This window comes from Exiguobacterium sp. SH0S7 (genome assembly GCF_004337195.1).
In the GTDB taxonomy this organism is placed as follows: domain Bacteria; phylum Bacillota; class Bacilli; order Exiguobacteriales; family Exiguobacteriaceae; genus Exiguobacterium; species Exiguobacterium aurantiacum_A.
Map to the genome: position 1 here is coordinate 163889 of NZ_SJVA01000001.1, position 13220 is coordinate 177108.

At 52.4% G+C, this 13220-nt stretch carries 15 protein-coding genes; 3 read left to right on the forward strand and 12 right to left on the reverse strand.

Annotated features, from left to right (window positions below; genetic code table 11):
• Nucleotides 1–87: 87 nt before the first annotated feature.
• Both EVJ22_RS00870 and hflX read right to left on the reverse strand, forming a co-directional pair.
• Nucleotides 88–1383, reverse strand: coding sequence for a methionine gamma-lyase family protein (locus EVJ22_RS00870; protein ID WP_131443278.1), 1296 nt, complete (start codon nucleotides 1381–1383; stop codon nucleotides 88–90).
• Nucleotides 1384–1386: 3 nt separating this feature from the next.
• Nucleotides 1387–2631, reverse strand: coding sequence for a GTPase HflX (gene hflX / locus EVJ22_RS00875; protein ID WP_070327140.1), 1245 nt, complete (start codon nucleotides 2629–2631; stop codon nucleotides 1387–1389).
• 104 nt (nucleotides 2632–2735) lie between these two features.
• On the opposite strand from hflX, the gene EVJ22_RS00880 reads away from it, so the two are divergent.
• Complete coding sequence (locus EVJ22_RS00880; RefSeq protein ID WP_131442910.1) at nucleotides 2736–3731, forward strand: site-specific integrase; 996 nt, start codon at nucleotides 2736–2738, stop codon at nucleotides 3729–3731.
• Between the two features lie 38 nt (nucleotides 3732–3769).
• Here EVJ22_RS00880 and EVJ22_RS00885 read toward each other — a convergent pair whose 3' ends face one another.
• The gene (locus tag EVJ22_RS00885; protein ID WP_131442912.1) at nucleotides 3770–4318 is read right to left on the reverse strand and encodes a GNAT family N-acetyltransferase; all 549 of its coding nucleotides are present in this window, start codon (nucleotides 4316–4318) and stop codon (nucleotides 3770–3772) included.
• Nucleotides 4319–4361: 43 nt separating this feature from the next.
• On the reverse strand, nucleotides 4362–5300 hold the full coding sequence (locus tag EVJ22_RS00890; protein ID WP_071397642.1) for a zinc-dependent alcohol dehydrogenase: 939 nt from the start codon (nucleotides 5298–5300) through the stop codon (nucleotides 4362–4364).
• A gap of 160 nt (nucleotides 5301–5460) precedes the next feature.
• Between EVJ22_RS00890 and EVJ22_RS00895 the strand changes: the two genes are divergently transcribed.
• Nucleotides 5461–6618 carry an MFS transporter gene (locus tag EVJ22_RS00895; protein WP_131442914.1) on the forward strand — a complete coding sequence of 386 codons (1158 nt, stop codon included), beginning with the start codon at nucleotides 5461–5463 and terminating at the stop codon, nucleotides 6616–6618.
• 55 nt (nucleotides 6619–6673) lie between these two features.
• On the opposite strand, the gene EVJ22_RS00900 is transcribed toward EVJ22_RS00895, so the two are convergent.
• Together EVJ22_RS00900 and EVJ22_RS00905 are read right to left on the reverse strand one after the other, a co-directional pair.
• Complete coding sequence (locus EVJ22_RS00900) at nucleotides 6674–7204, reverse strand: hypothetical protein (RefSeq protein WP_071397644.1); 531 nt, start codon at nucleotides 7202–7204, stop codon at nucleotides 6674–6676.
• Nucleotides 7194–8009, reverse strand: coding sequence for a hypothetical protein (locus tag EVJ22_RS00905; RefSeq protein ID WP_071397645.1), 816 nt, complete (start codon nucleotides 8007–8009; stop codon nucleotides 7194–7196). The genes EVJ22_RS00900 and EVJ22_RS00905 overlap by 11 nt, the downstream gene beginning before the upstream one ends.
• 87 nt (nucleotides 8010–8096) lie before the next feature.
• Here EVJ22_RS00905 and EVJ22_RS00910 point away from each other — a divergent pair, with 87 nt between their 5' ends.
• Nucleotides 8097–8645: a DUF4256 domain-containing protein gene (locus EVJ22_RS00910; RefSeq protein ID WP_071397646.1), complete on the forward strand. Its 549-nt coding sequence runs from the start codon at nucleotides 8097–8099 to the stop codon at nucleotides 8643–8645.
• 23 nt (nucleotides 8646–8668) lie between these two features.
• Here the strand turns inward: EVJ22_RS00910 and EVJ22_RS00915 are convergent, their stop codons facing one another.
• The 6 genes from EVJ22_RS00915 to EVJ22_RS00940 form a co-directional block, all read right to left on the reverse strand.
• Nucleotides 8669–9151: a hypothetical protein gene (locus EVJ22_RS00915; protein ID WP_071397647.1), complete on the reverse strand. Its 483-nt coding sequence runs from the start codon at nucleotides 9149–9151 to the stop codon at nucleotides 8669–8671.
• Entirely contained in the window at nucleotides 9151–9423 is a 273-nt protein-coding gene (locus EVJ22_RS00920) for a hypothetical protein (RefSeq protein WP_071397648.1), read from the reverse strand. The genes EVJ22_RS00915 and EVJ22_RS00920 overlap by 1 nt, the downstream gene beginning before the upstream one ends.
• A 253-nt stretch (nucleotides 9424–9676) precedes the next feature.
• Complete coding sequence (locus tag EVJ22_RS00925; RefSeq protein ID WP_071397649.1) at nucleotides 9677–10858, reverse strand: glycine C-acetyltransferase; 1182 nt, start codon at nucleotides 10856–10858, stop codon at nucleotides 9677–9679.
• A gap of 15 nt (nucleotides 10859–10873) precedes the next feature.
• Nucleotides 10874–11950, reverse strand: coding sequence for an L-threonine 3-dehydrogenase (tdh, locus tag EVJ22_RS00930; RefSeq protein ID WP_071397650.1), 1077 nt, complete (start codon nucleotides 11948–11950; stop codon nucleotides 10874–10876).
• A 169-nt stretch (nucleotides 11951–12119) separates the two neighbouring features.
• On the reverse strand, nucleotides 12120–12380 hold the full coding sequence (locus tag EVJ22_RS00935; RefSeq protein WP_016509762.1) for a stage V sporulation protein S: 261 nt from the start codon (nucleotides 12378–12380) through the stop codon (nucleotides 12120–12122).
• A 26-nt stretch (nucleotides 12381–12406) separates the two neighbouring features.
• Nucleotides 12407–13201 (reverse strand): TIGR00282 family metallophosphoesterase, encoded by a 795-nt coding sequence (locus EVJ22_RS00940; RefSeq protein ID WP_071397651.1) that lies wholly within the window; start codon nucleotides 13199–13201, stop codon nucleotides 12407–12409.
• Between the last annotated feature and the right edge of the window lie 19 nt (nucleotides 13202–13220).

The window sequence follows — 13220 nt, forward strand, 5'->3', positions numbered from 1 at the left end:
CCCCTCCTTTTCTGTCTCACACTGTGAGAATAATACATGACAACTTTCCTGTCAATAGATGTTAAGAAAGTTAACATGACATTTCGGTTACAACGTTTGAGTTGAATTTTCATGGTCAAATGTGACGAGCCCTTTCGTCCGCAATTGGCTCAAGGCGAGCATTAACGCGACTTTCACGTGCGCATAGGTCAAGCCGCCTTGGACGTATGCCGTGTACGGCGCCCGGAGTGGTCCGTCCGCTGATAGTTCGATCGACGAGCCTTGGATGAACGTCCCGGCCGCCATGATGACGTCGTCCTCATAGCCTGGCATATAGGCCGGTACCGGCAACGCGTGGGCGTTGACCGGGGACGCCATCTGAATGCTCTGACAGAACGCGATCATCTTGTCGCGGTCGCGGAACGTGACCGATTGAATCAAATCGGTCCGCCGTGACGTATAATGCGGATCGGTCTCGAAGCCGAGCAGGCCGAGCAGGCTCGCCGTCAAATGGGCCCCTTTCAACGCTTGGGCGACCGTGTGCGGCGCCATATAAAAGCCTTGATACATCTCCTGCAGCGAATAGAGCGACGGACCGGCCTCGCTGCCGATGCCTGGCGTCGTCATCCGGAACGAGCATCGTTCGATCAATGCTTTCGTCCCGGCGATATAGCCGCCCGTCTTCGCCAAGCCACCGCCCGGGTTTTTAATGAGCGAACCGGCCATGAGGTCGGCCCCGACATGTGTCGGCTCAATCGTCTCGACAAATTCGCCGTAGCAGTTGTCGACGAAGACGAACACGTGCGGGTGCGCTGCTTTGATCGCCGCGATCGCCTCGCCGATTTCTGTGACTGGGATGCTGCGTCGATTGGCGTACCCTTTCGAACGTTGGATGCCGACGAGCTTCGTCTCGGGGCGGATCCGTTCGATCGCAGCCGCGACATCGATTTGATCGTCTTTCAACTCGACCGTATCGTAGCCGACACCGAGTTCTTTCAATGAACCGCGGCCGTCGCCGCGGATGCCGACGATCTCTTCGAGCGTATCGTACGGTTTACCCGTGATATACAAGAGTTCATCTCCCGGTAACAGCACACCGAACAAGGCGATCCCGATCGCGTGTGTCCCCGAGATGATTTGCGGACGACAGAGGGCGAGTTCGGCCCCGAACACGTCCGCATAGATCGACTCGAGCGTGTCGCGCCCGATATCGTCATAGCCGTACCCGGTCGTCGGATTGAAATGAAAGTCCGACACTTTATGCTTCTTGAACGATTCGAGGACACGGTATTGGTTGAACTCCGCCGTTTCCTCGATCGCTTCAAAATAAGGTTTCACCCGTTGTTCCGCTTGCTTGACGAACGGGGCCAATTCATCGTAATGCTCAATCTTTTCTTGCCACATCATTCACACCTCAAATGGTTTCAGCGTCGCATATAGACGCGTGTCTTCTCTCATATAACCGACAAGTTCGACCGAGCCGTCGTCAAGGAAGTTCTCCTCGAGCCGGTACATCGAATCTTTGGCCGGATGGTAATGTTCGAACGAACTGACCGGCAAGACGACGTGCACTTTCGTCAACACGTCCGAAATCTTGTCCTCGATCGCGCCGATGAGCGTCTCGATATCGGCCGAGTCGAGCGCCGAGATGACGAGCGGTCCACCGACGAAGTCAGCCGTCAAGCGATCTTTCTTGTTGTACACTTCGAGCTGCGGCAACTCACTCGCGCCGAGATCGGACAAGACCGAATTGGTCGTATCGATCTGGTTCATGTAGTGCGGGTTCGACGCGTCGATGACATGAAGCACGAGGTCGGCTCCGAGCACTTCTTCAAGCGTCGAGCGGAACGCGGCGACGAGTTTCGTCGGTAAGTCGCGGATGAACCCGACCGTGTCGGTGATCAGCACTTTCCCGCCGCGCGGCAGTTCGAGCTCACGCGTGAGCGGATCGAGCGTCGCGAACAGTTCATCCTGTTCATACGTGTCGGCATCGGTCAGACGGTTGAAAATCGTCGACTTGCCGGCGTTCGTGTAACCGACGAGCGCGACTTGGAACACACGGTTCTCTTTCCGGCGCACACGGTAGCGGTCACGGTGCGCGACCGTGCCTTCGAGTTGTTTCTTGATCTCATCGATGCGGCGCTTGATGTGACGGCGGTCACTTTCAAGTTTCGTCTCACCCGGGCCACGTGTCCCAATCCCGCCTCCGAGTCGTGACAACTGTGTGCCTTGCCCGATCAGGCGTGGGAGCAAGTAGTTCATCTGGGCGAGCTCGACTTGGAGCTTCCCTTCCTTCGACTGGGCCCGTCCGGCGAAGATGTCCAAGATGAGTTGCGTCCGGTCGATCAATTTCATCTCGTCCGGGTCGTTCAACGAGATCCGAATGTTTTTCGATTGGGCAGGTGACAGCTCAGCGTTGAAGATGACAATATCCGGCTCGAACTGTTCGATGAGTACGGCGAGCTCCTCGACTTTCCCTTTCCCGATAAACGTCCGGCGGTCGACTTGTTGCCGTTTCTGGTCGAGTCTTGCGACGACCTCACCTTTTGCTGTATCGACCAATTCGACGAGTTCACCCATCGATTGTTCATATGTCCAATCGTCGACGGTCGGTAGCTGACACCCGACGATGATCACTTTCTCTCGTTCCATATACATCCCTCATTCCTAATAAGTCTCATCCTCCATCTTACCACGAATCCATGAATGGAGAACGTCCGTTTGTGGTACGATATGAAGAGAAGGAGGGACGTCCCATGACGAAACGCAGAAAAGAGTACTCGCTCCCCGAGTATATCGAAACGTATTTATATCACCTCGGTGCGAGCGGCCGCCAGCCATCGACGCTGAAACGCTATCGCTACGACTTGATCGACGTGCACAAATACTTCAGCGACCATAACGTCGAACTCGTCACCCCCGAGGAATGGCTCGCCGTCCCGCTCGAGTCATGGAAGACGTTCATCAACGATTTTTTGATCGAAGAGAAACAGTACCAACAGGCGACGGTCGCCCGCATCGTCACCGTCATCAACAGCTTGACCCAGTTTTTGAACCCGCTCCGCAAAAAGATGCTCGTCTATTCGCAACCGGCGCACACGCTCACCATCGACCAGATCGCGTTACAGTCCGAGTTCGACAAGCTCGTCCGGACGATCCGGTCGCCGCGGGGATTGAGCGAGAACCAGCTTCAGGCTCATCCCTATCTCGTCAACCGCAACGCGCTCATCGTCACACTGTTCTACAAATACGGTTTGCGCGTTCATCATATCATCCGTCTGAAAATGAACGACCTACACTTGGCGAGCTACGAGTTCGACGTCTATGACCGGCTCGGTAACAAGTTCACGCTGAAGCTGACGCCTGAAGACCAATCGCTCCTCATGAACTATCTCGCCGACATCCCGACGCCGGTGCGCCCGCGCTGGTACTCGGAAGATCCCGTCTTCGTCTCGTTCGACTTTGCCCGGATGACGTTCCGCTGGGTGTACGCCAAAAACCAGCCGAAACAGCTGACGATCGTCATGATTACGAAGATGATGAGGCAGTTGAACGAGCGCAGCGCCGTCACCCGCTCGGTCACCCCGTCGATGCTCCGGAACGCCCATGTCTTGAAGACGTATGCGACCGACATGACCTCTCTCGAGCGGATGAACGTGACGTGCATGCATAAAGAGTCGTCGCTCCGCCGTTATGAGCAGGCGTATGCCGAGTTCGGTGCCGAGCTGTTCGGTGAAAATGTGACGAACTAAAACCCGCCCTTTTCCGAGGACGGGTTTTGCTTTGTCGATCAATGGGCCCATTCATCTTCTAGTAACCCGTAGACGACATGGTCGACGTACCGGTCGTACAGCCATTCGGCGTCTCGAAGCACGCCTTCTTGTTTGAAGCCGAGCCGTTCCGGCAGCGCCCGGCTCTTCACGTTCCCGGTCGCGACCCGGATCTCAATCTTATGTAAGCGGAGTTCCTTAAATCCGTACTCGATGATCGTTTCAAGTGCTTGGCTCATGATGCCCTGCCCTTGAAAGTCTTGGCCGAGCCAATAGCCGATTGTCCCGCACTTGATGCCGCGGTCGATGTCGTTGAAGCCGATCGTCCCGGCGAGCTTTCCTTGATACAGAATCGCGAACGATTTCGGATAGCCGCCCGTCTCAATCAATCCTTTGATTCGCCCTTCGATGTTCTGCCGCGAATCCTCAACCGTCTCCGTATAATCGAGCCAACCGAGCCACTCGCGAAGATACGGCTTCGATGCCATCGTCAGTTCGAACAACGCGTCCGCGTCGTCAACGGTAAACATCCGTAACGATAAATCCTCATTTACTTTATAGTCAAGCATGTTACCCCCGTCCTTTCTCTGTTTCAAATATTGGCGCAACGATTCAATTCTCTGTCTGTGGATACGCGACAACAATTTTCAATGGATTGATTATACGTTCGCTCAACTCGCTAAACGTTTGAATCAAATCGTCTCGTTGAATTTCCATATCAAAAATTTGTTTGACATATTCGGCTCGTTGAACAGATTCGAAATACCACTGAAAGTGTTCCGGATAGTCCCAGCCGTCACTCGACCCCATAATCTGTAACTCTTTTTCATAGAATTCAGGTTGAAGAACGAGCGTTTCTTTGTTCCCGTCCGATAATACACAAATCGATCGTCCCGGTTTCACGGCTTGCTGAAGTAAGGCAAATGCAACATTGCGTGCAGAACATTCGATACCATAATCATAACAATCGAATTCCACTTCGTTTGGTGTGTATACCACTCCGACCCCGAACGATTTAGCAAGTTCTCTTCGGCCCGGGTCCAGCTCAATCGCATCCACCTTCGCAACTCCATAAAAAGCCTTCAAATAGTAAACGGCTAGCAAACCCATTGTGCCCATACCAGCGACGATGACCGAATCGCTTGGCGAGGGATTCAACTTTCTCACCCCTTTGGCGGCATCACACGATAAAATGGCCAATAGGGCTGATTTGTCGTCGATTTCTGCCGGTACGTAAAACGCTTTATGTGCAGAAACGACACCATATGACTGTTGACCATAAAACGCGAGTACCCGATCTCCGACGTGAAGCGATGTTACGTCTATTCCTGTCTTGATGACGACCCCATAGCTCTCGTAACCTACTTTTCTCGGATAGTCAGGCGTAGGGTCAGTCAAATCGTTCGCTTCATATTGTGGGAGCTCGGCACCTATGCTGACCGACGTCGTAATCGTCTCAATCAACACTTCATCCGGTGCTAAAGTCGGTAGCTGACGTGAATCCCAACGCAGTCGCTTCTTCCCTGTTAATTTTAAAGAATCTTGAATCATCTGCTCCTCCTAACACATCACAATTTTTCCCATATATTCAATTTACATAAATAATCAGTTTTTGTATAATTATTTTAACATTACGTAGAAAGCGGTGAAAGTATGTAATCTAGCTTCATCCATCCCATCCAAAATTGAATAATCCTGGAGGAGATTTGTGATGAAGTCATTTTACACGCTCTTGGTCAGTCAATGGCTGGCCAACATCGGTGACGTGCTTTATATCGTCGCCTTGATTGCTTTGTTATATCAACAGACCGGTTCCGCCCTGGCTGCGGCCAGTTTCCCGATTGCCGTCACGATCGGCATGACCGTGAGCGGTCTGTTCTTTGCCCGTGTCTTGTCTCGGTTCACCCTCGTTCAGACGTTGCTCGTCACGCAACTGTTGAAAACAGTCTTGCTCGGGGCCGTCATCTGGTCGGAGTCGATTCTCGTCCTCGGACTCGTCGTGCTCATCGCCTTCTTGGACGGGTTCGCCCGACCCGTCCAGGCGTCGTTCATCCCACGGCTGACGACGAATCGCCAACAAGCGAACAGTCTCGTCCAAGGGTCAAACCAATTCATCCAGCTGGCGATGTGGCCGCTCGGGACGATTCTTGTCGCTTCGTTGTCAAGCAAGATTGCTCTAATCGTCGCTTTAATCTTGTTCATGCTCTCGACAGTCGTGACGTTCCGCTTCGTCCGTTCGCTCGACCACGACGTGACAGAAGCAGAGCCTGAATCAGACATTTCCTTAAAGGAAAGTCTCTCCTTCGTGCGCACGGCGCCTTTCGCTCGATTGATCACGGTGTTCGTCACGTTCGAGTCGTTCGTCAGTACGCTCTGGATCTCGGCGCTCTTGCTCGTCTATCTGGAGCGACACCTCCACATCGATACGGGCTGGTGGGGAACGATGAACGCGAGCTACTTGGTCAGCATGATTGTGGCCAGCGCTTACCTGTATCGCACAAAGCGCAACAGTTCGCTCGCGGTCAGTTCTGTCTTGTCTGTCGGGGCAGCCTTGTTGTTCGGGCTGACGTCTCATATCATGTTCGCACTCATCGCGCTCGCGATTCAAGGATACGCCACCCAGCTCCGCATCATCCAGACGAACACAGTGCTCCAAGAAACGACACCACCCTCTCAACTTCCGTACGTGTATAGCGTCCAACAGACGGCCTACACCCTCGCCTTCAGCATCGGCAGCCTGACGTTCGGAATGCTTGCGGACGGATTGCCGATTGCGCTCGTCTATTTGATGGGCGCCGGCTTGACCGTTCCGCTCGTCTGGCTCGGTCGACAAATCGATCAGGTGGATAATATAATCCAATCTGCATAATAAGAAGGCGCCTTCTCAGTCGGAGAGGGCGCCTTCTTGCTGTTATGCGTACTTCTTACGATTTCTCGTAGTAATGCCTCCCGCCAAAATAGATGGTCGGGCTGCCGCGACGGATACAATTCAATCCAATCGCCGCCTCGACAGTCGGGTCCGACATCGTGATGATTTCGAGGACCGTATCCAATCCGCAAATCCGATAGTGGCAAAATGTAACAAAATCCGGTTTGATGTCTTCCCACAACTGGAAACGCGTTTCTTGTAGCTGTTCGAGATATCCCGACCTTGTATAACGAACGATTTGATTTCCGTCATATTGGTCGTGAGGCGTCATCACCACCCCATCGGCATACGATTCATCGATGACTTCCATGTAGATGATGTCTTCAAAGCAGAGCTTCACGTTCACCACCTCGCTTTGCGGAGAAATTCCATTCGCCTCGAGCCGCTCACGGAAGGAGGCGTTCCGCTTCCTAGGATGGTCGTACAGCTGTAGATTGAACGTCAGGCTTTTGTTGGGGCCTATGTCATAATTGAAAGCGAACACCTCAATCGTCCCGTCATACAGTAACAAATCTTCAAATCTCATTGGAAACCACCTCTCCAGGATGTTCATACTGAAACACACCGTAGCCATATCCTTGTGTCAAATTGCCTCCAATGAACAATGAGACGGTTTCTGTCTCGGTCGGGATTAGGAATCGATTGCCTTCCCACTCTTCATAGTGATCCAGAATTGACACAAGTTGATGGATAGCTTGTTCCGATTGTTGAGAGACATCACAGCTCACCTTATACGTTTTCGGCCACACCCATTTTCCACTAGATTCAACTGTATAATTGCTTCCCGTCCGCTTCGCCCATGACTCAATATCTGATAATAATTTATTTTTGTATAAGACGACTTGGAATGAGATAACACCGAATGTGGTTAATAAGTTCGCAATGAATGCCGCAGGGGCCTTCACTTTCGGTAAACCGAACTGTCCCCAATGGCTATCCGGTGACAAACCATAAGCATCCTCCATTTTCAAAGAATATGAATCCGGATCATGAAACGTTTGCCCGTGCGCGATTAAAAAATCGACAATCGATACGTTAGGGTGGTTTTGCTCGAGTATACCCCCTTCTTCCGTATGTAGCTCGCGAGCGTACGGATCATACAAAAAAACCAGTTTTTCATTTGAATAGATGCCGAACGGTAACGTCAAATCAATCCATCGAAGCTGAATCAATTGTGGCTTCGTCACATGTAAGTTCAGCTCTGAAAAGTCTGTCACCCGGTAAGACGCATGCGGCAGACAACCTGACCAAATCGTTTTGAGTTGAAACAAATTAATTGTCTGGAACGTCTTTGCGTGTAGTTGCTGAACATTTATGTTATCGAAGTTCATCGTGCGTTCTCCTTTCGCTCAATGAATTATAAATGATGACGAAAAATATCTTATACTAAGAGAAACTGCTGAAATGGAGTGAGAAACATGCCCAACCTCTCAAACGAAGAAACAATCGACTTGTTAAACACGCTCAAATCGCGCTTTCAAACCCACATGGAGCGACACCCGGATATCGTCTGGTCAGACGTGTTAACGAAGCTTGAGACGAATCCGGACCAGCTCCTAACACTCTCTGAAATGGAACGGACCGGCGGCGAACCTGACGTGATTCGACTTCCGAAAGGTGATCTCGCCTTTTGTGACTGCTCACCGGAAAGTCCGAGCGGACGCCGTAGCCTTTGTTACGATGAGCAGGCGTTAGCGGCGCGGAAGAAGAACAAGCCGGACGGGAGCACCGTCGCCTTGGCTGAACAGATGGGACTTGAACTACTCGACGAAGCGACGTATCGCCATTTGCAGACGCTCGGCGCGTTCGACTTGAAGACGTCGAGTTGGATTGTAACGCCAGAGACGATTCGCCAAAAAGGCGGCGCCTTGTTCTGCGACCGCCGCTATGACCATACCTTTGTTTATCACAACGGTGCCGACTCGTATTACGCGGCCCGAGGATTCCGCGGGATGTTCAAGATTTGAGCAAGGCCAAGTGCCTTGCTTTTTTACGTGAAGAGCCACTGGAAGATGACCGGAATGTATTTGATGAAAAATAGACTCACGAAGAAGAGCGACGGTGCTTTCAACAACCAGATGTACCAGGCATTCTCTTTACGCATCATAATCAACACGATGCCATTAATCAAAGCGTTCTGTGTAACATGAGGTTCGTGCATCCATTTACTTACTAACGTCCCCCATCCCGGAAAGGAATCCAGACCAAACGTTGCCGAAAAATCCGGCGACGTATCGTACTTAATTCGGACGTACCATGCCATCGCATAAACCGAAACGAAAACCGAGGCCCAAATCGTCATCCCTAAAAACAAGAAAAAGTCTTTCCATGACTCCACGTCGATAGAGAACACGACGACCAAAATCCCGATCCCAATCACAACGTTAATAATGAACAGCGGTGAAATCGTCAGAATAGAGAATTCTTCCGCTGTCATAAACGACCCTAAAACTAAACTTGAATGTTGGTCCATCAACGCATCCTCATCGCTTTCACGTGCGGTAACAATGCGTCATACAGTTCGCCCATCCCCAAGCCGATGCCGATAAGTAACAAGATTGCCCCCAAATGTTTTGTCGTCATAAATATAAGGACAACGTGAATCACAATCGTAGCGATGATGCCATCCACGCTCCCTGAACTATCCGTGATCGCTTTTCCCGGTTTAATCAATAGATAAATGCCCGCTGTCGAAAAAAGTACACTCATACAGGCGATTCCGATAACATCAATCCATAATGACATTCTTTGAACTCCTTAATTCTAAATTCAGTATTTGAAATAAAATTAAATTCTAAATTATTCTTTTTCAAATTTTAGAGTCTGCACCCTCAAATGTCTACCAAAATTTTCAAGACGAACCAGTATAACTTGTTCAAATAGGTCATCTCTTACTCCACGGTTGATTAAGTTGACACGATATATTCATAGATTGAAGAGGATAGTATAGACGTTTTGACACATAAAAAACTGCAGACAAATCGTCTGCAGTCCAATCTTACGCGTGAAGCGTGACGTTCAACTCTTCGGCGACCGCCTTGAAAGCGGCGAGCGCGCGTTCGAGGTCGTCACGGGTATGTTCCGCCGTCACGATCGTCCGGATGCGGGCCTTGCCCTTTTCAACCGTCGGGAAGGCGATGCTTTGCGCGAACACGCCGTGGTCTTTCAGCTTGTCCGAGAACGTGTGCGCGAGCGTCTCTTCACCGAGCATGACCGGCGTGATCGGCGTCGTCGCGTGGCCGATGTCAAAGCCGAGGTCACGGAGACCCGATTTGAAGAACTCGGTGTTCGCCCATAACTTGTCGAACAGCTCTTCTTCTTCTTTCATGACCCGGATCGCCTCACGGTTCGCCGCGACGACCGCTGGCGGGTGTGACGTCGAGAACAAGAACGGACGCCCTTTTTGGATTAAGAAGTCACGGACGTCGTTCGAGCAGGCGACGTAGCCGCCGAGAACGCCGATCGCTTTCGACAACGTCCCTACTTGGAGGGCGACCCGTCCGTCGAGACCGAAATGGTTGACCGTCCCGCGCCCATTCTGACCGAGGACGCCCGACGCGTGCGCGTCGTCGACCATGACCGCAGCATCATACTTCTCGGCGAGCTCGACGATCTCCGGGAGTGGTGCGATGTTGCCGTCCATCGAGAAGACGCCGTCCGTGACGACGAGACGCGTCCGGTAGTCTTGCGTCTCTTTCAAGGCCGCCTCTAAGTCTTCAAGGTCGGTATGCTTGTAGATGCGACGGGCCGCTTTCGTCAGACGGATGCCGTCGATGATCGAGGCGTGGTTGAGCGCGTCACTGATGACGACGTCTTCCGATCCGAGCAGCGCCGACAAGACGCCGAGGTTCGTCGCGAATCCCGATTGGAACACGAGTGCCGCTTCCGTATGCTTGAACTCGGCGAGCTCGCGCTCGAACGCCTCGTGCATCTCGAACGTTCCGGCGATCGTCCGGACCGACCCCGTCCCGGCCCCGAACGCTTCGACCGCTTCGATCGCGGCTTGTTTTAAGCGTGGGTGGTTGGCAAGTCCGAGATAGTTGTTCGACGATAATTGGACGAGCGACTTACCATCGATCATGACCTCGTTCCCTTGCGCCGATTCGAGCGGCACGAGCGAGCGGAACGTACCCGCTTGCTTCATTTCATTGACTGCTTCTGTAATATGTTCAAATGCCATATTGATCCCCCCTGTTTATGGTATTAAGACGACTTTCCCGCATTTCCCGGCCCGCATGAGCTCGAAACCTTGCTCGAACTCCTCGAGCTTGAAGACGTGGGTGATGATCGGTTCGATGTTCAATTGGCCGGACGCGAGCATTGTCGACACTTGGCCCCACGTCTCGTACATTTTACGACCGGTTATGCCTTGGACCCGGATTCCTTTGAAGACGACGTCACGCGTCAAATCGAGCGCGACCGGTCGTGCCGGAAGTGACAAGACGTTGACGTCACCGCCCGCCGTCACCATCTTGAACGCCTGGTCGATCGCGACCGGATGCCCGCTCATCTCACAGACGACGTCGATCCCGTCCCCGTCCGTCTCAGCCATGATCAGGTCGAGCGGATTTTGGTCCATGCTGTTGATGACGACGTCCGCTCCCATCTGTTCTGCGAGCTTCAACCGGTACGGATTGATGTCAATCGCATACACGCGGCTCGCACCGGCCGCCTTGGCGACGCCGACGGCCATGAGACCGATCGGGCCGCAGCCGACGATGGCGACAGATTGTGCCGTTACGTCACTTGCGAGCACGGTATGGACCGCGTTCCCGAGCGGTTCTTGAATCGACGCGAGCTTCGACGGCATCGTCTCCGGATTGACCCATAAGTTCTCTTCCGGCATGACGACATACTCGGCGAAACAGCCTTGTGTGTCGACCCCGATGATTTTCGTATTTTTACAGATATGATACTGGCCACGCAAACATTGTTTACACTGATGGCAGACGATGTGTGTCTCAGCCGACACGGTCTGACCGACTTTGATGCGCTTCGCGCCTTCCCCGAGCGCCACGACTTCCCCTGAAAACTCATGCCCGAACACGTAAGGCGGTTTGACCCGGCTCTTCGCCCAGTCGTCCCATTCATAAATATGGACGTCGGTCCCGCAAATCGATGTCGCTTTCACTTTGATCAATACTTCACCTGCACCCGGTGTCGGAATCGGCACCTCGACCAGCTTTGCCCCAAATCCGGCCGTGTGTTTTTGAATCGCTTTCATAACAGGTGTCGTTGCTTCCTTCTCTGTCGTTGACACGAGCTGTTCCATCGAAAACGTCCCCCTCTTGTCTGTTTGTCGAACTTCACGTTCTCTTTCATCTTGTCATAAAATGACGAAACTGAGAAGATAGAACCTCATTTTTCAACAAAAAAGAGAAGCCATCCGCTCCGATGGCTTCTCTTCACAAGAATAGGACCTATGTCCCGACCGCACAAGCTCATCTAGGTTCGATGATGAGCTTGATGGCAGTTCGTTCTTCCCCGTCAATTAGAATATCCGTGAACGCTGGAATACAGATCAAATCAAGACCGCTCGGCGCGACGAAACCGCGGGCGATGGCGACAGCTTTGATGGATTGATTGAGCGCACCGGCGCCGATCGCTTGAATCTCACACGTTCCTTTTTCACGAAGAACGCCAGCTAATGCACCCGCAACGGAGTTGGGATTCGATTTTGCTGAAACTCTGAGTACGTCCATTCTTGTTTCCCCCTCGGGTAGGTTGTTCAATCAAACCAGACGGTCTGATCATCTAGGTGTATGCGTTCGATCTTGGTCGCTCGTTTCGACTGGTCGTCGATCGTGATTAAAACTCCATTAAGTTGTTCCCGTCCCTCGGCAACTTCAAACCGGACCGGGAGTTGTGTCACAAACTTTTTCAACACGACAGACGCGTCCATGCCGAGGACGCCGTCGAGCGGACCGGTCATCCCGACATCAGTGATATACGCCGTCCCGTTTTTGAGCACGCGCTCATCAGCGGTTTGGACATGGGTGTGCGTCCCGACGACGGCTTGGACACGGCCGTCTAGGTGATACCCCATCGCGATCTTCTCACTCGTCGCCTCGGCGTGCATGTCGACGAAGATGGCATCGACGTCGTCCCGCACCTCATCGACGAGGGCGTCGACTTTGCGGAACGGACAATCGAGCGACGGCAAGAACACCGTCCCCATGACGTTGATGACGGCAAGCTTCTTCCCGTTCTGCTTGAGCACCATCATGCCGACACCGGGCGTTCCGTCCGGATAGTTGGCCGGACGGACGATACGCTCGGCGTCGTCGATCCAATCAAAGATTTCGCGGTTGTCCCAAGTATGGTTCCCCATCGTCACGCCATGGAATCCAAGTTCGAGAAATTGTTGGTATATTTTTTTTGTGATACCGCGTCCGTTGGCTGCGTTCTCACCGTTGACGAGCATGAACGTCGGACTATATTTGCTTTTCAAGCGCCCGATTTGTGCTGACAAGATGTCACGACCCGGTTTCCCGACGACGTCACCGATAAATAAAATTTTCATAAATATTTCCTCCTTCAAA